Source organism: Rhizobium skierniewicense (assembly GCF_014196515.1).
GTDB lineage: Bacteria > Pseudomonadota > Alphaproteobacteria > Rhizobiales > Rhizobiaceae > Agrobacterium > Agrobacterium skierniewicense.
Genome location: NZ_JACIDV010000005.1, coordinates 308,678 through 327,894 on the forward strand (window position 1 = coordinate 308,678; position 19,217 = coordinate 327,894).

Below are 19,217 nucleotides of genomic sequence, written 5' to 3' on the forward strand. Positions count from 1 at the left end.
TATCGAAGATTACTTCGACTGATTGTCTGCTGTGCGGGTCTTGTCGGGTGCCGTACGGGTATCGACATCGACCACCACGCTCAAACCGGCACGCAACTTGTGCTTGGCCAGATCTTCCTTGGAAAAGACGATGCGAACCGGCACGCGCTGGATGACCTTGGTAAAGTTGCCCGTGGCATTTTCCGGCGGAAGCATGGAGAAGACCGAGCCGGACGCAGGCGAAATCGACTGCACCGTGGCTTCGATATCATGTTTGCCAAAGGCGTCCACATGCACGCGCACCTTGGAGCCGGGCTCGATATCGGCAAGCTGCGTTTCCTTGAAATTGGCATCGATATAGAGATCGTCCATCGGCACCAGAGACGCTAGGCGCTTGCCCACTGACAGAAGGTCGCCCGTCTGAACCGAGAGGTTGCCGATGACGCCATCATAAGGCGCACGAAGAACCGTGAAGGACAGGTCACGCGCGGCCTTGTCACGAGACAGTTCCAGCGACTTCACCGAACCTTCGGCTTCTTTTCGCTGGGCTCTGAGGAGATCGATATTTGCCTGAGCGGACACGACGCCTGCCTCACCGGCAACCAGATTGGCCTTGGCCTGTTCCATGGCGATCTGCGCGTTATCAGACGATGCAGCCGTGCCGACGTCCTTGGCCTGAAGTTCGCTGGCGCGTTTCAGGTTGATGTCGGCACCCCGCAATGCGGCATCCAGAGAGCCCTTTTGGGCAATGGCCTGCTGCAAAGACGCCTCAGCGCCTGCAATCTGCGCATCGATGCGGTTGAGCGAGAGCTGCTGTGTCTGAAGCTGGGCCTGCGCCTGTTCCAGCGCATTGCGATAATCGCCATCGTCAAGGGTCACGAGTGTATCGCCAGCCTTCACCGTTTGGTTATCGACGACCTCGACCTTGGCGACATAGCCGGAGACCTTCGGCGCGATGACGGCGATATCGCCCTGCACATAGGCATCATCCGTGGAAATGAGGAAGCGGCCATCCGTCCAGTATTGATAGCCGTACCAGCCACCGGCAGCCAGAATGGCAATGGCGACGATCGGCAAAACGAAAGATTTGCGCTTCTTCTTTTCAGGCGCGGCGGCTTCAGCGGGTGCCGCAGCTGGCTGAGCGTCGGCTGCCTTTGCCTCTTCGACACGAGCTTCGGTTTCATCTGACGAATTGACTGCGCGGACTGCACCGTTCTTCTGGGCCGACATGGTAACACCATTCACTGTAAGCGAGATAAGAATTGTCGAACTGAACCGTTCGGTTCGATTGACTTAATCTCTTTTCTGACACATATCAAGTCATATCGAACCGATTGGTTCGATATATGAGATGAGATTTAAAAACGATTGGCGGATTGCAGCGTGACCGACGAGACATCCATGGAGGACATCTCCACAGCATCTCCTGCAGGCCGGTTTGCGGCGGGCGAAGACCCGGCAAAGCGCGAGCAAATCCTCGATGGTGCATGGCGCGTGTTCAAGCAGAAGGGTTTCGATGCCGCCAGCATGAATGACATCACCCGCGAAGCCGCTGTTTCCAAGGGGACAATCTATGTTTACTTTGAAAACAAGGATGAGCTTTTTGCCGCCCTGATCGACCGTCACCGCGCTGAATTCGCCCTTTCCATGCGCGATATTTTGGCGGGCACGGAAGAGGTACGAGACGGTCTATGGCAGTTCGGCGCTGCGTTTATTCATAAGGTGACATGCACGGACATGATACCTGCCATGCGCTCAGCGCTTGGCGTGATCGACCGCATGCCCAAACTCTCGCAACGTTTTTTCGTGGCAGCACCGAACAATGTTCGCGTCGTTCTGCGTGACTTCCTGAGGCACCATGTCGAACAGGGAACGCTCGTCATCGACGACGTGGACCTTGCCGCACGCCAGTTCATCGAGCTTGCGACCGGAACATTCTTCAAAATGCGGCTGTTCGGCGAATTGACGGGCGACACGCCGCCAGATGACGCGGACCGTGTCCTCAAAAGCGCTATCGAGGTTTTTATGTCGGCCTATGGAACCAGGACAATTTAGCCCCATTCATCATCCGAGTTTCTCGCAATGCGCGAATTATCGGGAAAATAGAGCTTAACACATCTGTCATACGCTTGTTTCTCGCGCATTCGAATATAAAACTACGGTGTTTCGAATTGTCGAACCTGGATAGCTGAGAAGGAAAACAGGCCCGATGGACTCCATTGTCCCTCTATTGTCAGACCCCGCCGCATGGGTGGCACTCGTCACTCTTATCGTCATGGAGGTCGTGCTTGGCATCGACAACCTGATTTTCATTTCCATCCTGACCAACAAGCTGCCAGAGCATCAGCGTGAGAAGGCCAGAAAGATCGGTATCGGTCTGGCGCTGATCATGCGCCTGGGTCTGCTCGGCACCGTGGCGTGGATCGTCCAACTGACCGAGCCCGTTTTCGAACTTTTCGGTCACGGCTACTCCTGGAAGGACATGATCCTCATCGGCGGCGGTCTCTTCCTCGTATGGAAGGCCACGAAGGAAATTCACCACAATGTGGACCCGGAAGATCACAAGGAAGACATGGTCGGTACCGCCGTTGCCAGCTTCTCCTCTGCGATCGCCCAGATCCTGCTGCTCGATCTCGTCTTTTCGCTGGACAGCATCATCACCGCCGTTGGCATGACCCCGCACGTCCCGATCATGGTTGTCGCCGTCGTCTTCGCCGTGACCGTCATGCTGCTGGCCGCCAACCCGCTGGCTCAGTTCATCGAAAAGAACCCGACGGTCGTCATGCTGGCGCTGGCATTCCTTTTGATGATCGGCACGACGCTGATCGCCGAAGGCATGGGCTTCCACGTTCCCAAGGGCTACGTCTATGCCGCCATGGCATTTTCGGCACTGGTGGAAGTGCTCAACATGGTATCGCGCAATGCACGCCGGAAGAAGAAGAGCACATTGCACTAGGTGCGATTGTCGATCTGAAGAAACTTGGGGCCCGTGTAACAGCGGGCCTTTTTCTTGTCGGCGCAAAATGCCAGCAGAGGGGCAACGGCGGTAATTTTCTTGACGCATGCGGCGTAATATGGCCTAAGGCCATGCCTAATGGGAACGTATGAAAGCTGCGCTTTGCGCCTGTTTTGAGCCATTCCCGCCGCATCCAACGTCAATTCCCGTGATATCGGGCACTTTCAGCTTTATGTCACAGCCAGTCACGACGAGTGAATTTCATGACCACTTCCGGCGTCCGCGTCCGTATTGCCCCTTCCCCCACCGGCGAGCCGCATGTCGGCACCGCTTACATCGCGCTTTTCAACTACCTGTTTGCCCTCAAGCACGGTGGTGAATTCATTCTGCGCATCGAAGATACCGATGCGACGCGCTCCACGCGCGAATATGAAGACAAGGTGCTGGAAGCGCTGAAATGGACCGGCCTGAAATGGTCCGAAGGCCCTGATGTTGGCGGCCCCTATGGCCCCTACCGCCAGTCCGACCGCAAGGACATGTACCAGCCATTCGCCGACGAACTGCTGGAAAAGGGCCACGCCTTCCGCTGTTTCTGCACGCCGGAGCGCCTGACCGAGATGCGTGAAGCGCAGCGCGCCGCTGGAAAGCCGCCGAAATATGATGGTCTGTGCCTGCATCTGAAGGCTGAGGAAGTGACTGCAAAGATGGACGCGGGCGAAGCTTCTGTCGTGCGGATGAAAATCCCGACGGAAGGCTCCTGCGATTTCAACGATGGCGTCTACGGCGATGTATCGATCCCGTGGGACAGCGTTGACATGCAGGTTCTGATGAAGGCGGATGGCATGCCGACCTACCACATGGCCAATGTCATCGACGACCATCTGATGAAGATCACCCATGTCGCACGCGGCGAAGAGTGGCTGGCATCGGTGCCAAAGCACATTCTGCTCTACCGTTATTTCGGTTGGGAACAGCCCACGTTCATGCATCTCTCCCTGATGCGCAATGCCGACAAATCCAAGCTTTCCAAGCGCAAGAACCCGACCTCGATCTCCTATTATTCCGCGCTCGGCTATCTGCCGGAAGCGCTGATGAACTTCCTCGGTCTGTTCTTCATCCAGATTGGCGAAGGCGAAGAGCTTTTGACCATGGAAGAACTGTCGCAGAAATTCGACCCGGAAGCGCTGTCCAAGGCAGGTGCCATCTTCGACATTCAGAAGCTGGACTGGCTGAACGGCCGCTGGCTGCGCGAAAAGCTGAGCCAGGACGAGTTCATTGCCCGCACGCTGGAATGGGCGATGGAAAACTCCCGCCTGACGGAAGGCCTGAAGCTTTCGCAGAGCCGCATTTCAAAGCTGGGCGAACTGCCGAACCTCGCAGGCTTCCTGCTGTCGAGCGATGTCGGCCTGACGCCTGCCTCTTTCGCTGGTCTGAAGACCAAGCCGGAAGAAACCCACGAAATCCTGACCACGGTTGCCGCCGATCTGGAGAAAATGCCGGACTGGACGCTGGAATCGATTGAGCAGGAACTGCGCGATGTTGCCGAACGCACGGGCAAGAAACTGCGCGTGGTGACACCGCCGCTCTTCGTTGCGATGTCGGGCTCGTCGCGTTCGCTGCCGCTGTTTGATAGCATGGCGCTGCTCGGCCGTTCCGTGGTGCGCCAGCGTTTGAAGATCGCGATTGCGGTTGTGGCGTCGATGGTTGCCGCAGGCAGTTAAGCGGGCGACGCGGCTGGTGAGCTGACGCCGCCACGGTCGTCATCCTCGGGCTTGTCCCGAGGATCTACCTTGGGTGCCAGGGGTTGGACGTCGGACGTGCCGGTGACGCAGCAGATCCTCGGGACAAGCCCGAGGATGACGAGACGGGAAGGTACGGGGCGAACCAGAAAGCCACCGCATCACCATAGAGAATAACTTGCCCGAAGAAGGCCCAGACGATGACCGACAAGACAACCGAAACAACTGCCCTCTCGTCCGACGTGACCGAAGTGCGCCGCCAGAAGCTGGGAATGCTGCGTGAGAAAATCGGCGATGTGTATCCCGCCCATTTTCACCGCACGCTGACCAATGCGGAACTGGCCGAGAAATATGCGCAGATCGAGCCGGACGTTGAAACCGGTGACACGGTAACGGTTGCCGGGCGCGTTTATTCCTCGCGCAATTCCGGCATGTTCATGGACATCCATGACGCCTCCGGCAAGGTGCAGATCTTCTCCCACAAGGATACGACGCCGGAAGCTGCGCGCGACCTTCTGCCGATGATCGATATCGGCGACATCATCGGCGTGACCGGCAAGGTGCGCCGCACCAAGCGCGGCGAGCTGACGATCAATGCCGAAGAGATCACCATGCTGACCAAGTCTCTGCTGCCAATGCCAGAGAAGTGGAGCGGGATTTCCGACATCGAAATCCGCTATCGCAAGCGCCACCTGGATATTCTCTCCAACGAAGAGTCCAAACTCCGCTTCCAGCAGCGCTCAAAGATCATTTCCGGCATTCGCCGCTTCATGGAAAACGAGGCCTTCCTCGAGGTTGAAACGCCGATGTTGCAGACCGTCTATGGCGGCGCGACGGCCGATCCGTTCAAGACCTTCCACAACACGCTGAAGATGGACATGTATCTGCGCATTGCGCCGGAACTGTTCCTGAAGCGCACGCTGGTGTCTGGCCTGTCCGACAAGGTGTTCGAAATCAACCGCAACTTCCGCAATGAAGGTGTTTCAACCCGGCACAATCCGGAATTCACCATGCTGGAATGCTATTGGGCCTATGCCGACTACGAAGACATTATGGGTCTGGTCGAGCGCATGTTCGAAACGCTGGCGATTGCCATTCACGGCACGACGGAACTGGAATTCCAGGGCAAGACCATTTCCTTCAAGGGTCCGTTCAAGCGCGTGCCGATGCCGGATGCGGTGAAGGAGGCGACGGGCATCGACTTCCTGGCCATCAAGACCGACGAAGAAGCCCGCGCTGCCGCGAAGGCTGCCGGTTTCGAAGTCGAGAAGGACTGGACCTGGGGCGAATGCCTGGCCTTCATCTTTGAGGAAAAGGTCGAGGCGACGCTGATCCAGCCAAGTCACGTCACGCATTTTCCAAAAGACATCTCGCCCTTTGCCAAGGAAGTGCCGGGCGAGCCGCGTCTGGTGGAGCGTTTCGAGAGCTATTGCAACGCCTGGGAAGTTGGCAATGCATTCTCCGAGTTGAACGACCCGGAAGAACAGCGCCGCCGCATGGTGGAGCAGTTGGAACAGGCCCATGCGCGTGGCGAAAAGGACAAGCAGCTGGACGACGAATTCCTCGACGCCATCGATCAGGGCATGCCGCCCGCCGGGGGCCTCGGCATCGGTGTAGACCGTCTGGTGATGTTGCTGACCAACGCGCCGTCCATCCGCGACGTCATCCTGTTCCCGGCCCGCCGCCAGAAGGCGGATTGATGTTGGCAGGGCGGTAAAGCCGCCCTCCTTCGATCACGTCTTCGATCGCAAAAAGCCTCTCCGCACCACAGAGGCAGGCCGCAGACTCAATGGCCGGATTTCGCGGGCTCTTCCGCAGGTGCGTCCTCGCCATGTGCGGGGGCGTCTTCCGTGACCGGCGTTGCGCCATGGGCAGGCTCGGCTGCGACAGCTTCCGTTTGGCCTTTGCCGAAAACCAATGATTTCAAATAGGCCAAACTGAACATGCTGACGCTTTCAGGCTCCGGCGTGGAGGTCAACAGAGCGGGATCGTCGGCAGCGGCTGGCGCGCCTTCATGCACCGACTCCGGTGCTGGCGCATCATGGCCCTCGGCGGGTGCAGCTTCGCCGTGGCCTTTGCCCTCCGCCGGTGCTGCGTGATCCGCTGGTGCAGCGCCATGCCCGCCGGCCGCAGCGGCTTCGGCATTCGGATCGATGCAATCCGTGAAGTCTTTCAGATCGGCCGCAAGATGCTGGGTATCTTCCAGAGGTAGATCAATCCGCAAACCATAGAAGATCCCCTCCCCGCTTGGGGGGCCATCGTAATAGAAGGCGGAATAGGGTTTGGCGTCGGCATCCGCCGGCAGCTTTGTGACATCGGGGATATAGACCACCTGCGCGGCGATGGCACGGCCGCGCATATCCGAGCGCATGGTCGGCCCGTTCTGATCCAGGATGGAGACCTGCACGAGGTCGGGTTTCTGCTTGTCATAAACGGCCTTGGCCACACGCAGGGCGGTCTTGACCCGCTCCGCGCCATCGCCACCATCAGTGCGAATGAACTTGCGGACCCACAGGCTACCGGCTTTTTTGATGTTGACGGTCTGCACCATCTCGCATTCGAGTCCGTTGACCGATGCATTGGAGGGACCGAACAGGGCGTCTTTACCGACGAAAACGGCGGCAAGGCCGGACGCGCCCCCGAACAGGAGGACGATGCCGCTCAACAATACGAACTTGCGAGAAAACCGTATTCTCTTGAACACTGCCTTCACGTCGAGCGTCCCGACATGCATTACCCCGTTAAAGCTGATCGTCCGCAGAATGCACAAGCAGTGTCACTGCTAAAACGATGAAGGCACGGCGGCTTGCGCCTATCACCATACATGCATCAATTCTGACGTGTTCTCGTTGAAGAAGGCTTAATTCGGCAGCGAATCCGGGCACCAAACTGGCTCATTTTTGGACTCCGTCAAAAAAACGACAATCCGTGTTACAAATCAATTATTGCGAATGATTTGCAATAGCGTTGACAAACCCTATTTAGATGGCCAGATTGATATTGCGAATGAATCGCATCAGGAGTTGGATAGGCCCATGAGATTGTCATCGCTTCGATATCTGCTCTGTGCTGCGGTGCTTTTGCTGCCGCTGGCAGCGGTGGCGCAGGAGAAGCCGAAGGTCGTGACCACCTTCACCATCATCGCCGATATGGCGCGCAATGTGGCTGGCGATGCCGCCGATGTGGACAGCATCACCAAGCCGGGTGCCGAAATTCACAATTACCAGCCGACACCGCGCGATATCCTGAAAGCCCGCAATGCCAATCTCGTTTTGTGGAACGGGCTCAATCTGGAGCTGTGGTTCCAGAAGTTTCTGGCAAACCTGGCTGACGTTCCCAATGTAACGGTAAGCGAAGGCGTGACGCCGATGTCGATCAGCGGCGGCGCCTATCAGGGCAAGCCCAACCCGCATGCCTGGATGTCGCCCGATAACGCACTCATCTATGTCGAAAATATCCGCAAGGCTTTGACGCAGATAGACCCTGGCAATGCCGCCGTCTACGCCGCCAATGCCAAGGCCTATTCCGACAAGATCAGCCGCGAAATACAGCCGATGCGCGATGCTATCGCCGCATTGCCGCAGGATAAGCGCTGGCTGGTGACGAGCGAAGGCGCGTTTTCATACCTTGCGCGTGATTTCGGCATGAAGGAACTGTTCCTGTGGCCTGTGAATGCCGACAGTCAGGGCACGCCCCAGCAGGTGCGCGGCGTGATCGATGCGATGCGCCAGCATAAGATTCAGGTCATTTTCAGCGAAAGCACCGTCTCCCCCGATCCGGCCAAACAGGTGGCCAAGGAAACTGGAGCTGCCTATGGAGGCGTGCTCTACGTGGATTCCTTGAGCGAAGTCGATGGTCCGGTGCCGACCTATCTCGACCTCTTGCGCGTGACCACCGAGACGATTGTGAAAGGCCTTTCCAAATGATGATGGGAAAGCGAAAGACAGTGGAAACGGGACTGACCGTCGATGATGTGACGGTGACCTACCGCAACGGTCACACGGCGCTGCGCAGCGCCAGCTTTTCCATTCCCCGCGGCACCATCACCGCTCTCGTAGGCGTCAATGGTGCGGGAAAATCCACCATCTTCAAGGCCGTCATGGGCTTCGTGCCGTTGGCGGCGGGTCGCGTCTCGATCTTCGATCTGCCCGCCCGCGATGCGCTGAAAAAGAACCTCGTCGCCTATGTGCCGCAGGCCGAAGAGGTGGATTGGAGCTTTCCGGTTCTGGTCGAGGACGTTGTCATGATGGGTCGCTACGGCCATATGAATTTCCTGCGCATACCGTCAAAGCGCGACCATCAGATGGTCGATGAGGCGCTTTCCCGCGTCAACATGGTGGATTACCGCAAGCGCCAGATCGGCGAGCTCTCCGGCGGGCAGAAAAAGCGGGTGTTTCTGGCGCGGGCATTGGCGCAGGAAGGTCAGGTCATTCTGCTGGACGAGCCCTTTACCGGCGTGGATGTGAACACCGAAGAACAGATCGTCGCGTTGCTCAAGGCGCTGCGCGACGAAGGCCGCATCATGCTGGTTTCCACCCACAATCTCGGCAGCGTCCCTGATTTTTGCGACCGCGCGGTTTTCGTCAAGGGCACCGTCATCGCGTCGGGCAGGACAGAGGATACGTTCACCGAAGACAACCTGCAAAAGGCGTTCGGTGGCAGTCTGCGCCATTTCATTCTGGGCGGTACGGACCTGCACGACGATGCCGATCCGCGCCACCTGACGGTCATCACCGACGACGAGCGGCCCTTCGTGATCTACAGCAAGGATGGTTCGGCCACGACGACCACGAAAGCCAAGAGCCATGATTGACACTCTGCTCGAACCCTTCACCTACTCCTATATGCTGAACGCCATCTGGGTCAGCGCGCTGGTGGGTGGCGTTTGCGGGTTTCTGTCGTCCTATCTGATGCTAAAAGGCTGGTCGCTGATCGGCGATGCCCTGTCCCACGCCATCGTGCCGGGCGTCGCAGGCGCCTATATGCTGGGCCTGCCCTTTTCTCTCGGTGCCTTCATTTCCGGCGGGCTGGCGGCAGGCTCCATGTTGTTTTTGAACCAGAAGACGCGGTTGAAGGAAGATGCGATCATCGGCCTGATCTTCACCTCCTTCTTCGGGCTTGGCCTGTTCATGGTGTCGCTGTCTCCCACATCGATCAATATCCAGACCATCGTATTGGGCAATATCCTGGCGATCACCCCGGAAGACACGCTTCAACTGGCGCTGATCGGCGGCATCAGCCTTCTCGTACTGTCGTTGAAGTGGCGCGATTTCATGGTCGTGTTCTTCGATGAAAACCACGCTCGCACCGTGGGCCTCAACCCGGATCTTCTGAAAATCATCTTCTTCACCCTCCTGGCGGCGTCCACAGTCGCCGCCCTCCAAACCGTCGGCGCGTTTCTGGTGGTTGCCATGGTGGTGACGCCGGGTGCGACCGCCTATCTGATGACGGACCGGTTCGAGCGCCTGATCGGGATGAGCTTTGCCATCGGCGCAGGCACCAGCTTCCTCGGGGCCTATCTCAGCTATTTCCTCGATGGTGCCACCGGCGGCATCATCGTCGTCCTGCAAACGCTGATCTTCCTGACCGCCTTCGTGTTTGCGCCCAAGCACGGCTATCTCGCTTCGCGCGCCAAGGCCAAGGCTGCTCTAGAGGCCGCGCCATGAGCGAAAACCTGCAGCTTGCGATCCTGCCGTTCCAACTGCCTTTCATGCAATATGCCTTTATCATCACGCTGATGATTGCGGTGCCGATGGCCATGCTGTCGTGCATTCTGGTGCTGAAAGGCTGGTCGCTGATGGGCGATGCCGTTTCTCACGCCGTGCTACCCGGTGTGGTCATCGCCTATATCGTCGGTATTCCCTTTTCCATCGGGGCCTTCGTTGCGGGCATGATCTGCGCGTTGGGCACCGGCTTTCTGAAGGAAAACAGTCGCATCAAGGAAGACACCGTGCTTGGCATCGTCTTTTCCGGCATGTTTGGGCTCGGTTTGGTTCTTTATGTCAAGGTGCAGAGCGATGTGCATCTGGACCATATCCTGTTCGGCGACATGCTGGGCATTGCCGTGAGCGACATTGTTGAAACCGGATTGATTGCCTTGGTAGCCACGCTGTTTCTGGTGCTGCTGCGCAAGGACCTTCTGGTCCACGCCTTTGACGCCCAACACGCCAAGGCCATCGGCCTGCCGGTTCGCCTGCTGCATTACGGCTTGCTGGCGGTGCTATCGCTGACGGTGGTGGGCGCGTTGCAGGCCATTGGCATCATTCTTTCCGTCGCCATGCTGGTGGCCCCCGGTGCCATCGCATTCCTGATCACACGACGGTTTTCCAGCATGATGATCGCGGCCATCGCCGTATCTGTTACCTCTTCGATCATTGGCATCTGGGCCAGTTTCCTGATCGATAGCGCTCCGGCCCCGACGATCGTTCTGATCATGAGCGGTTTCTTCATCCTCGCCTTCCTGCGGACAACATGGAAGGCGCGGGCCGTGAACAGGGCGGAAAGCACGATCTGAAAGTCAATTGTCCACAATTGAAAACATTATTTCAGAATGTTCGGAACTTCCTGCCCTTGATTCGCGTCATATCGACAGGTTGAAGCGTAGGGGCTCGACCGCATCAATTGACGCAAAGAGGTACGACCATGTTGAAATGGGCTCTTATATTCTTCGTAGTTTCGCTGATCGCCGGTGTTTTCGGCTTTACGGGAATTTCGGCGGCGACAGCGGGCATCGCCCGTATTCTGTTCTTCATTGCAGTGGTCGTGTTCCTGATCTTCCTGGTTCTTGCACTCATGGCTGGTCAGGCGATCCTCTGATCGTAACGGGTATGACGGGAAACGGCGGGTCGAGAGGCCCGCCGTTTTTTGTTGTGACATGATGAGCCCTCGCCCGTGACGCTGCGGGCGTCTCGACATCAGGCTGTCCAGCCGCCGTCGATCACGTGTATCTGTCCCGTGGTAAATCCAGCCTCATCGGATGCCAGATATGTCACCAGAGCGGCAATCTCCTGCGGCGTCGCGATGCGACCCATGGGTTGTCGGGCGATGAAGTCGGAAAGGGCCTGCTCGTAGTGTCCAGTCGCACGCAGGCGCTCATGCAGCGAGGGGCTATCGACCGTGCCGGGGCAGATGGCATTGCAACGAATGCCCTTGGTGACGAAGTCCGACGCGATGGATTTGGTCAGGCCAATCACAGCGGCTTTCGAGGCCGTATAGGCAAACCGGTTGGGGACACCCTTCACGCTGGATGCAACCGACGACATATTGACGATGACACCCCTGCCCTGTTCCAGCATGGCGGGCAGAAATGCGCGGCACGTGCGGTACATGGCCTTGGCGTTAAGATCGAAGGAAAAATCCCAGTCCTTTTCTTCGCAATCGAGAATAGTGCCAGCGTGAACGAAGCCAGCGCAATTGAACAGCACATCAGCGCGACCGATATCCGTCGCAAGCGCTTTCACTGCATCGCCATCCAGCACGTTCAAGACGCGCGTTTCAGCCCCGGTCAGCGTGGCGAGTGCGGCGTCGTTGATATCAGTCGCGATGACGCGCGCGCCAAGTTCGATGAACCGTTCCGCCGTGGCACGGCCAATACCCTGACCTGCCGCGGTGATAACCACTGTCTTGCCGGTGAAATCCTGCGCCATGCGCTGCTCCTCTTGGCGCCAAGGCGCGCCTGAAAATCGAAATGGATCGACAATTCATACGTAAACAGCGTATTCATATAACGTCAAGGGAGCTGGAACTGGAGATGGTGCAGCGTACCATCGACCTGAAACCGCAGAGGTCGGATGATCGAAGACGACAGTGAAAAATACCGTGCGCCTGCCTTGGACAAGGGCCTCGACATTATCGAGCTTCTGGCGCAAACCGATGGCGGCCTGACGCAGGCGGAAATCGCCAAGGCCATCGGCAAAAGTCCCAATGAATTCTACCGCATGCTCGACCGGCTCGTCCGCCGGGGCTATGTGGAACGGCAGGATGGCGACCGATTTTTCCTGACCTTGAAACTCTTCGGTCTGGCGCATTTCCATGCCCCTTTGCGCAGGCTGGTGTCTTTTGCCGCGCCCGTGATGCGGGACTTTTCCAACAAGGCCGGACAGGCTTGCCATCTGGCCGTCTATGATCGCGGTGTCGTGGCTGTCATCGCCCAACAGGATAGCTCGACCTATTGGGCTCTATCGATCCGCGTCGGGGCGCAGATGAGCCTGTTCAACACCGGCTCCGGCCACGTTCTGCTTGCCTTCCAGTCTGACGCGCAGCGGGAGATCATGATTGCCGAGCAGCTTCGCGGCGGCAACGAGACATCCGTGCCCGAAGGCCTGATCACACGGTTGGGACAGATCCGGGCGAACGGTTTCGAGAGCATGAACAGTTTGCAGACCGCCGGTATCAGGAACCTATCCGCCCCAGTGCTAACACTCGACGGCACGGCGTTGGCGGCCATCACCTGCCCTTACATCACGCCTCTCAGCGGCAACGCACCCGGCGCCGATGACTGCGTCGATCTTATCCGGCAAGCAGCCCGGACGATTTCAAACGTGGCAGCCGGACAATAAAAAGCGCGACCGGGAGGGGACCGATCGCGCTTTCTTGACTGGAGGTATTATACTTCAATAACGAGCGACTATCGCGAAGGTTCCAGAATTATTCTGGAAGCTTAAGCTGCCAGTTGCTTGCGGATGATGCCGCGAAGAGATTCGAGATCCTTGGCGAACTGGCGGATACCTTCGGACAGCTTTTCCGTTGCCATGGCATCTTCGTTGAGGTGCCAGCGGAAGGCCTTCTCGTCCAGGCTCTGCAAGGGCTCGGCCTTTGCATCGTCAGCGGAGAGCTTCCGCTCCAGCGTGCCGGTATCCTTGTCCAGCTCTTCCAGAAGCGCCGGGCTGATGGTCAAACGGTCACAACCGGCCAGCGCTTCGATCTCGCCGACATTGCGGAAGGACGCACCCATGACAACCGTCGAGATGCCGTTAGCCTTGTAATAATTGTAGATCTTGCGAACGGAGACAACGCCCGGATCGGTTTCAGCGGTATAATCCTCGCCCGTGGACTTCTTGTACCAGTCGAGAATACGACCGACGAAAGGCGAGATGAGGAAGGCTTTGGCTTCTGCGCAGGCGATGGCCTGGGCCTGTGAGAACAGAAGTGTCAGGTTGCAATCAATGCCTTCGGACTGAAGTACTTCGGCAGCCTTGATGCCTTCCCATGTCGAGGCGAGCTTGATGAGAATACGGTCACGCTCGATGCCACGATCCTTGTAACCGGCAATGATCTGATGCGCCTTGGCGATGGACGCCTTCGTATCGAAGGAGAGATCGGCATCAACTTCGGTCGACACGCGGCCGGGTACGAGCTCGACAAGCTTTGCACCGACAGAGATCGCGAGACGGTCCGCGATCGCGCCAACCACAGCATCGGAATCACCACCCTGTTTCTGACCCCAGGAGATGGCTTCCTTTACGGTATCGGCAAACATCGGCGTACCCAAGGCCTTCAGAATAATCGACGGATTGGTGGTGCAATCCACCGGCTTCAGCCGGGCAACCGCTTCGATATCGCCGGTATCGGCGACAACCGTCGTGATTTTGCGAAGTTGGTCAAGTTTCGATGTCATGCTGATTGATCCTCGTCATCTCTGGAAAACCGTTTCAGCCGGGTTTCGTTCCTGCCCTCGCCTGCTTGCGCGCGATGTCGGAACCAAGCTGTTTTCTCATTGTTAAGTATCGCGCAGCGCCAACCCAGAAGTCAAGACATTTGCGCAATGCAATTGACATAAGTTTCACGCCTGCCATAGTGGACTCCCCCTCCAAGCATGGCGAAAACAGTGGCGAAACTGCGAAGAGACACTCATACAGCCTATTCCGAAGCCGCATCGCTGCGGCTGCGGGCGGCGTGGCTCTATTATAATCAGGGCATGACGCAGAAGGACGTGGCGGAAAAACTGGGTATCAGTCGCTCCACCGTCATCCGCCTTCTGGATGAGGCGATGAAGCGATCCGAGGTGCAGATCTGGATCAACGAGGGCATCGAGGACTACGTCGAACTCGCCATTAAGCTGGAGGCCGCTTACGGTCTGGACGAAGCGATCATCATTCCCTCCGCATCCTCGAAGGCCGAAGATATCGCCAAGGCTGTCGGACTGGCGCTGGGTCAATTTCTATCGGAGGCGGTTCCAGACAATGCCACGATCGGCGTGGGCTGGGGCCGCACCATGACGGCATCGCTCTCCAGCTTTCGCCCGCCGCGCCGGGAAAACTGCAAGGTGGTGTCGTTGCTGGGCGGTATCGTGGCGGTCCATCAGACCAATCCGCTGGATTACACATGGCGGCTGGCCAGCGCACTGGGTGCTGAATGCTATATGTTCCTCGCACCGCTTCTGGTGGATTCCGAAGAAACACGCCGTTCCCTGATCGAGAAATGTGGGCTGAACACGCTGTTCGAACTGGCGGAAAATCTCGACCTCGCCATCGTCAGCTGCGGCGATATCGGTCCGCATTCCACATCGCTGTCGGAGGGCTTCATTTCCAAACAGACGCATGACGAACTGGTGGCAGCGGGCTGCGTCTGCGACACCATGTTCAATTTCATCGATGCGGAGGGACACTCGGTCGACCACCCCATCAACCAGCGCGCCATGGCCATCGGTCTCGACACGCTGAAGAAGGCCAAACACATAGTCCTGGCCTCAGGCGGCGCCCACCGCGCCACCGCCATCCGCGCTACCATCCAACGCATCGGATGTAACACGCTGATTACCGATGAGGCCGCAGCGCGGGCGCTGCTGGAGCTGGGGGAAACGGCCCCGTAACCAATATCAGTCAGAAAGAGCAGTGGGCCATTCGCGGGCGCCGTGTTGAACGAACAAGACCTGGATTTCATCGCTCGAAACGACATAGGCAACAATGTAGGGCGTGCCAGATATGACGAGTTCTCGCGTGCCATCAATGTCCCCCCGCCGTCCAATGAACGGGTTGGATGAGAGAAGGTCTCGTGTTGCCTTGTGGATCAGGCGGACAATGCGGGCCGCCGCCCGAGGGTTCTGTTCGGCAATATAGTTGCCGATGGTGGCGAGTTCTCTCAGATATCGCTTCGTCCAAACAATGCGCACAACCGGTCAAGCCTGATCGTAACGGTTCAAAACCTCGGCAATATCCTCTTCGCTGGCGAAATTGCCTTTTGCAGCGTCGTCCAAACCCTCTTTCACGCCGGTGATCCACTGCTCCTGCCAAGCGATCGATCGGCCGTGGGCAAGAGCTTCCTCAACGATTTGGCTTCGCGTCAAACTGCTCTTGGCCGCAACCAGATCGATACGGCGGTCGATATCGTCGGAAAGTTGGATGGTGCTTTTCATATGCTTTCCATGGTTTCATACGGCAGATGTGAGTTTCACATCTCATATCACATGTGCCACAACTGGATCAAACCTTACCCGTTTCCCAGCCCAGCATCGCCCGTTTGCGCGTCAGTCCCCAGTGGTAGCCGGTGAGCGCGCCACTTTTGCCGACGGCGCGGTGGCAGGGCACGACGAAGGAGATGGGGTTGGCGCCGATGGCGGCACCCACGGCGCGCGACGCTTTAGGCTGGCCGATGTCGTGGGCGACGTGGGAATAGGTCACGGCTTTTCCGAGCGGGATTTTCAGGAGGCTTTGCCAGACGCGGACCTGAAAATCCGTGCCGAGGAGGACCACGCGCAAGGGTTGTTCGCTCTTCCATTTATCGGCGTCGAAAATTCTGCAGGCATAAGATGCGGTTGCCGCACTGTCTTCGCTGTAGTGAGCGTTGGGCCAGCGGCGTGCCATATCCTCGAAGCACGCCGTCTCCTCTCCCGCATCGGCAAAGGCACAGCCCGCAAGACCCCGGTCGGTGATCATGATCAAGGCCAGACCAAAGGGCGATGGGTGAAAACCGTAACGAATGGAGAGGCCCGAACCCTTGGCTTTCCACTCCCCCGGCGACATGGCTTCATGCGTCACGAAGAGATCATGCAGACGGCCCGGCCCGGACATGCCGACTTCGATGGAAGCTTCCAGAAGCGGAAGGCTTTCGTCGCGCAGCAGACGCTTGGCGTGATCGAGCGTGACGGCCTGAAGAAAGGCTTTTGGCGACAGACCGGCCCAGCGGGTGAAGGTTTTCTGCAATTGCGTGGGTGACTGCGAAAGCCTGGCGGCAATGGTTTCGAGCGACGGCTGATCGCGGTAGTCCACCGTCAGGACTTCAATGACCTGCCGGACGGTTTCGTAATCAGAACCGACCGGGGTGATGTCTTCCTTTAAGGTGATACTGGCATTCATGGTGTGTCTCCTTGCAACGCCGACACAAACACGATGCGCCCCCTGTCTCCACCCGTTTCTTGCGCTCTCACCTAGATTCGAAGCCGCACCGTGGCCAAAGCACCGCGAAAGGCCTTCGCGAAGCTTTCGCGGTCATCCGGATTGAGGAACGAGCCGATATCCGTCATCCGCCCCTCCCCCGAAACATGCATCGAGAGAATGCCGATCTCATCGTGACGTTTGACGAAAAAGCGCGCCCAGAACGGGTTGAACCGATGCTCGACCATGCGGCCTGTTGGTGAGAATTTTCGGATGGAAAGGCTGGTGCGCGATACGATGACCTCCTCACGGGCTTTTGCAGCACGGTAATTCACCCGGAAAGCGACGTAGAGCAGCAGAAAATCAACGCCCAGGAAAAGACCGATGGGCCACGCGCCGGTGACCATGAAGAACACGCCATAGAGAAGGCAGACGGCACCGGTGAGCGCTAGGAGAACGCGAAACCCCTTGCGTCCGAGGGAGCGATAGGGAACAAGTTCCGCTGCAAAAACCGGCTGCTCATTAAGGCTGTCCACCGTGTCGTCCTCGTCCAGTGCTTCACCAAAGCTGGCGTCAGATTATAGTAAGACCATGACAATTGCCAAGAAACGATCCAGCGCTCAAACGCTGAAAAAGTCAAATGCGACGACACGTCGCAAGACGGTGCGTGTCCGGACGGTCTACTCCAAGGACGAACTCAAGGAAATATTCCGGCGTTTCTCCATACAGCGGCCGGAGCCGAAGGGTGAACTGGAACATTCCAATCCGTTTACGCTGGTGGTGGCCGTGGCCCTTTCGGCGCAGGCAACCGATGTGGGCGTGAACCGGGCGACGCGCGGCCTGTTTGCGGTGGCTGATACGCCGGAAAAGATGCTGGAACTGGGTGAAGAACGCCTGATCGGCTACATCAAGACCATCGGCCTCTACCGTAACAAGGCCAAGAACGTCATTGCCCTATCCCAGATGCTGATCGACACTTTTGGCGGCGAGGTTCCGCGCACGCGCGAAGAGCTGGTGATGCTGCCGGGCGTGGGCCGCAAGACCGCCAATGTGGTGATGTCCATGGCCTTCGGCGTTCCGACGCTGGCGGTCGATACCCATGTGTTCCGCATCGCCAACCGGCTGCGCATGGCACCGGGGAAAACCCCGGATGAGGTGGAAGAGCGGCTGGTGAAGATCATTCCCGACGAGTATCTTTTCCATGCACATCATTGGTTGATCCTGCATGGGCGTTACTGTTGCAAGGCGCGCAAACCCGAATGCGAGCGCTGCGTGATCGCCGATATCTGCAAATCGCCGGAAAAGACCTGCGATATTCCAGCACCTCTGGTGGAGCTACCGGCCCAGTTTCTGGCTGAATGACGGGTCGCGCCGACTGATCGCTTTGTGCAGATGTACCATGAAGGATGCGGCAAACAGCGGGGTCAGGAGGTTGAGGAAGGGGATGGCGAGAAACGCCGCGATCAACAGACCGGCCATGAACACCGTCGTTCCGTGCTTGGCACGAAAAGCGCGCGCGTCGGCAGGGGTGCGGAACCGCATGGCCGCAAACTCGAAGAATTCCCGGCCCAGCAGATAGCCGTTGACCAGAAAAAACGCGATGAGATTGATGCCGGGAACGAGAAGCAACAGGAGCGCGACACCGTTGCCGAGGATCACCACGCCGAAGAATTTGAGCGAGGAGGGAATGGCCTCGCTCAGCGGCATGGCCGTACCCGGGGAATCGTTGGGATAGTCCTTCTTTTCGATGACGTCGGCGACATCATCCAGGAACAGGCTGGCGATGATGGCCGTGACCGGAGAGATCAAAAGGGCCAGCGCCAGTGCCAATCCGATGCCTGCAAGGATGGCAAAGATGAAGCTCATCCAGCCGGCCCATTCCGGCATGCCGGGCACGAGCGAATCAATCCACGGCAATGCAAGCCAGATAAAAACGCTCCGAATGGCGAACCAGAGGCCTACAAGCACCAAAATTGTCAGTCCGAGCGACTTCCAGAACACGGCGCGTGTTTCGGAGGCAAAAAGGTTGCCGAAAGCATCTCTCGCAGCGCTAAAAATCATTATTTTGCCTCCATTTAGGCGGATTTTTTGTCGATGGATAACCATTCGCCAGTGCGTGGCAAATAGGGCGTTTTACGACCCTTCACAAGAAACGCTTCCCGTTAAATACAAGAAAAAAACACAACCCACTATTTTGCGCTTGAAGAAAAGCAACTACTAAACTATAAAAAC

Annotated in this window: 21 protein-coding genes; 12 read left to right on the plus strand and 9 right to left on the minus strand. The window is 57.8% G+C overall.

From position 1 onward, the window contains the following. Window positions 1-9: 9 nt before the first annotated feature. On the minus strand, window positions 10-1,209 hold the full coding sequence (locus GGQ73_RS10440) for an HlyD family secretion protein (protein ID WP_174153991.1): 1,200 nt from the start codon (window positions 1,207-1,209) through the stop codon (window positions 10-12). Between the two features lie 171 nt (window positions 1,210-1,380). Between GGQ73_RS10440 and GGQ73_RS10445 the strand changes: the two genes are divergently transcribed. The 4 genes from GGQ73_RS10445 (at window position 1,381) to lysS (ending at window position 6,374) form a co-directional block, all read left to right on the plus strand. Then, a complete protein-coding gene (locus GGQ73_RS10445) occupies window positions 1,381-2,034 on the plus strand; it encodes a TetR/AcrR family transcriptional regulator (protein WP_174154102.1) in 654 nt (217 codons plus the stop codon). Between the two features lie 154 nt (window positions 2,035-2,188). Beyond that, window positions 2,189-2,935: a TerC family protein gene (locus GGQ73_RS10450; protein ID WP_174153992.1), complete on the plus strand. Its 747-nt coding sequence runs from the start codon at window positions 2,189-2,191 to the stop codon at window positions 2,933-2,935. Window positions 2,936-3,198: 263 nt separating this feature from the next. Continuing rightward, entirely contained in the window at window positions 3,199-4,656 is a 1,458-nt protein-coding gene (gltX, locus tag GGQ73_RS10455) for a glutamate--tRNA ligase (protein ID WP_183896053.1), read from the plus strand. Between the two features lie 218 nt (window positions 4,657-4,874). Next, complete coding sequence (gene lysS / locus GGQ73_RS10460; RefSeq protein WP_183896055.1) at window positions 4,875-6,374, plus strand: lysine--tRNA ligase; 1,500 nt, start codon at window positions 4,875-4,877, stop codon at window positions 6,372-6,374. Window positions 6,375-6,460: 86 nt separating this feature from the next. On the opposite strand, the gene GGQ73_RS10465 is transcribed toward lysS, so the two are convergent. Beyond that, entirely contained in the window at window positions 6,461-7,366 is a 906-nt protein-coding gene (locus tag GGQ73_RS10465) for a hypothetical protein (protein WP_183896157.1), read from the minus strand. A gap of 343 nt (window positions 7,367-7,709) precedes the next feature. Between GGQ73_RS10465 and GGQ73_RS10470 the strand changes: the two genes are divergently transcribed. The 5 genes from GGQ73_RS10470 to GGQ73_RS10490 all read left to right on the plus strand — a co-directional run bounded on the left by GGQ73_RS10470 (window position 7,710) and on the right by GGQ73_RS10490 (window position 11,490). Further along, on the plus strand, window positions 7,710-8,600 hold the full coding sequence (locus GGQ73_RS10470; RefSeq protein ID WP_183896057.1) for a metal ABC transporter substrate-binding protein: 891 nt from the start codon (window positions 7,710-7,712) through the stop codon (window positions 8,598-8,600). Beyond that, window positions 8,600-9,487 (plus strand): manganese/iron ABC transporter ATP-binding protein, encoded by an 888-nt coding sequence (locus GGQ73_RS10475; protein ID WP_412762970.1) that lies wholly within the window; start codon window positions 8,600-8,602, stop codon window positions 9,485-9,487. Before GGQ73_RS10470 ends, GGQ73_RS10475 begins: the two co-directional genes overlap by 1 nt. Continuing rightward, window positions 9,480-10,340, plus strand: coding sequence for a metal ABC transporter permease (locus GGQ73_RS10480; protein ID WP_183896059.1), 861 nt, complete (start codon window positions 9,480-9,482; stop codon window positions 10,338-10,340). The genes GGQ73_RS10475 and GGQ73_RS10480 overlap by 8 nt, the downstream gene beginning before the upstream one ends. Continuing rightward, window positions 10,337-11,188, plus strand: a complete 852-nt coding sequence (locus GGQ73_RS10485) for a metal ABC transporter permease (protein ID WP_183896061.1) — start codon at window positions 10,337-10,339, stop codon at window positions 11,186-11,188. Before GGQ73_RS10480 ends, GGQ73_RS10485 begins: the two co-directional genes overlap by 4 nt. A gap of 128 nt (window positions 11,189-11,316) precedes the next feature. Next, window positions 11,317-11,490: a DUF1328 domain-containing protein gene (locus GGQ73_RS10490; protein ID WP_174154000.1), complete on the plus strand. Its 174-nt coding sequence runs from the start codon at window positions 11,317-11,319 to the stop codon at window positions 11,488-11,490. 98 nt (window positions 11,491-11,588) lie between these two features. Here the strand turns inward: GGQ73_RS10490 and GGQ73_RS10495 are convergent, their stop codons facing one another. After that, window positions 11,589-12,320 carry an SDR family oxidoreductase gene (locus GGQ73_RS10495; protein ID WP_183896062.1) on the minus strand — a complete coding sequence of 244 codons (732 nt, stop codon included), beginning with the start codon at window positions 12,318-12,320 and terminating at the stop codon, window positions 11,589-11,591. Between the two features lie 144 nt (window positions 12,321-12,464). Here GGQ73_RS10495 and GGQ73_RS10500 point away from each other — a divergent pair, with 144 nt between their 5' ends. Further along, the gene (locus GGQ73_RS10500; protein WP_183896064.1) at window positions 12,465-13,232 is read left to right on the plus strand and encodes an IclR family transcriptional regulator; all 768 of its coding nucleotides are present in this window, start codon (window positions 12,465-12,467) and stop codon (window positions 13,230-13,232) included. A 101-nt stretch (window positions 13,233-13,333) separates the two neighbouring features. Here the strand turns inward: GGQ73_RS10500 and tal are convergent, their stop codons facing one another. After that, window positions 13,334-14,290: a transaldolase gene (tal, locus tag GGQ73_RS10505; protein ID WP_174154003.1), complete on the minus strand. Its 957-nt coding sequence runs from the start codon at window positions 14,288-14,290 to the stop codon at window positions 13,334-13,336. A 210-nt stretch (window positions 14,291-14,500) separates the two neighbouring features. On the opposite strand from tal, the gene GGQ73_RS10510 reads away from it, so the two are divergent. Then, complete coding sequence (locus tag GGQ73_RS10510; protein ID WP_183896159.1) at window positions 14,501-15,484, plus strand: sugar-binding transcriptional regulator; 984 nt, start codon at window positions 14,501-14,503, stop codon at window positions 15,482-15,484. Between the two features lie 6 nt (window positions 15,485-15,490). On the opposite strand, the gene GGQ73_RS10515 is transcribed toward GGQ73_RS10510, so the two are convergent. From GGQ73_RS10515 to GGQ73_RS10530, 4 genes are all read right to left on the minus strand, one after another. After that, window positions 15,491-15,784, minus strand: a complete 294-nt coding sequence (locus GGQ73_RS10515; RefSeq protein ID WP_183896065.1) for a type II toxin-antitoxin system RelE/ParE family toxin — start codon at window positions 15,782-15,784, stop codon at window positions 15,491-15,493. A gap of 6 nt (window positions 15,785-15,790) precedes the next feature. Continuing rightward, the gene (locus tag GGQ73_RS10520; protein ID WP_183896067.1) at window positions 15,791-16,027 is read right to left on the minus strand and encodes a CopG family ribbon-helix-helix protein; all 237 of its coding nucleotides are present in this window, start codon (window positions 16,025-16,027) and stop codon (window positions 15,791-15,793) included. Between the two features lie 67 nt (window positions 16,028-16,094). Further along, window positions 16,095-16,967 carry a methylated-DNA--[protein]-cysteine S-methyltransferase gene (locus GGQ73_RS10525; RefSeq protein WP_174154006.1) on the minus strand — a complete coding sequence of 291 codons (873 nt, stop codon included), beginning with the start codon at window positions 16,965-16,967 and terminating at the stop codon, window positions 16,095-16,097. Window positions 16,968-17,038: 71 nt separating this feature from the next. Beyond that, a complete protein-coding gene (locus tag GGQ73_RS10530) occupies window positions 17,039-17,521 on the minus strand; it encodes a DUF2244 domain-containing protein (RefSeq protein ID WP_183896069.1) in 483 nt (160 codons plus the stop codon). A gap of 55 nt (window positions 17,522-17,576) precedes the next feature. Between GGQ73_RS10530 and nth the strand changes: the two genes are divergently transcribed. Next, window positions 17,577-18,347: an endonuclease III gene (gene nth, locus GGQ73_RS10535; protein WP_183896071.1), complete on the plus strand. Its 771-nt coding sequence runs from the start codon at window positions 17,577-17,579 to the stop codon at window positions 18,345-18,347. On the opposite strand, the gene GGQ73_RS10540 is transcribed toward nth, so the two are convergent. Next, complete coding sequence (locus GGQ73_RS10540; RefSeq protein ID WP_174154009.1) at window positions 18,321-19,046, minus strand: sulfate transporter family protein; 726 nt, start codon at window positions 19,044-19,046, stop codon at window positions 18,321-18,323. The two genes, nth and GGQ73_RS10540, sit on opposite strands and share 27 nt — an antisense overlap. Window positions 19,047-19,217: the final 171 nt, after the last annotated feature.

Coding starts and splice junctions, on each gene's coding strand:
- GGQ73_RS10485 (WP_183896061.1), top strand. CDS start 10,337: ATGAGCGAAAACCTGCAGCTTGCGATCCTGCCGTTCCAACTGCCTTTC.
- GGQ73_RS10450 (WP_174153992.1), top strand. CDS start 2,189: ATGGACTCCATTGTCCCTCTATTGTCAGACCCCGCCGCATGGGTGGCA.
- lysS (WP_183896055.1), top strand. CDS start 4,875: ATGACCGACAAGACAACCGAAACAACTGCCCTCTCGTCCGACGTGACC.
- GGQ73_RS10495 (WP_183896062.1), bottom strand. CDS start 12,320: ATGGCGCAGGATTTCACCGGCAAGACAGTGGTTATCACCGCGGCAGGT.
- GGQ73_RS10520 (WP_183896067.1), bottom strand. CDS start 16,027: ATGAAAAGCACCATCCAACTTTCCGACGATATCGACCGCCGTATCGAT.
- GGQ73_RS10540 (WP_174154009.1), bottom strand. CDS start 19,046: ATGATTTTTAGCGCTGCGAGAGATGCTTTCGGCAACCTTTTTGCCTCC.
- tal (WP_174154003.1), bottom strand. CDS start 14,290: ATGACATCGAAACTTGACCAACTTCGCAAAATCACGACGGTTGTCGCC.
- GGQ73_RS10480 (WP_183896059.1), top strand. CDS start 9,480: ATGATTGACACTCTGCTCGAACCCTTCACCTACTCCTATATGCTGAAC.
- GGQ73_RS10470 (WP_183896057.1), top strand. CDS start 7,710: ATGAGATTGTCATCGCTTCGATATCTGCTCTGTGCTGCGGTGCTTTTG.
- GGQ73_RS10475 (WP_412762970.1), top strand. CDS start 8,600: ATGATGGGAAAGCGAAAGACAGTGGAAACGGGACTGACCGTCGATGAT.
- gltX (WP_183896053.1), top strand. CDS start 3,199: ATGACCACTTCCGGCGTCCGCGTCCGTATTGCCCCTTCCCCCACCGGC.
- GGQ73_RS10525 (WP_174154006.1), bottom strand. CDS start 16,967: ATGAATGCCAGTATCACCTTAAAGGAAGACATCACCCCGGTCGGTTCT.
- GGQ73_RS10440 (WP_174153991.1), bottom strand. CDS start 1,209: ATGTCGGCCCAGAAGAACGGTGCAGTCCGCGCAGTCAATTCGTCAGAT.
- GGQ73_RS10445 (WP_174154102.1), top strand. CDS start 1,381: ATGGAGGACATCTCCACAGCATCTCCTGCAGGCCGGTTTGCGGCGGGC.
- GGQ73_RS10490 (WP_174154000.1), top strand. CDS start 11,317: ATGTTGAAATGGGCTCTTATATTCTTCGTAGTTTCGCTGATCGCCGGT.
- nth (WP_183896071.1), top strand. CDS start 17,577: ATGACAATTGCCAAGAAACGATCCAGCGCTCAAACGCTGAAAAAGTCA.
- GGQ73_RS10500 (WP_183896064.1), top strand. CDS start 12,465: ATGATCGAAGACGACAGTGAAAAATACCGTGCGCCTGCCTTGGACAAG.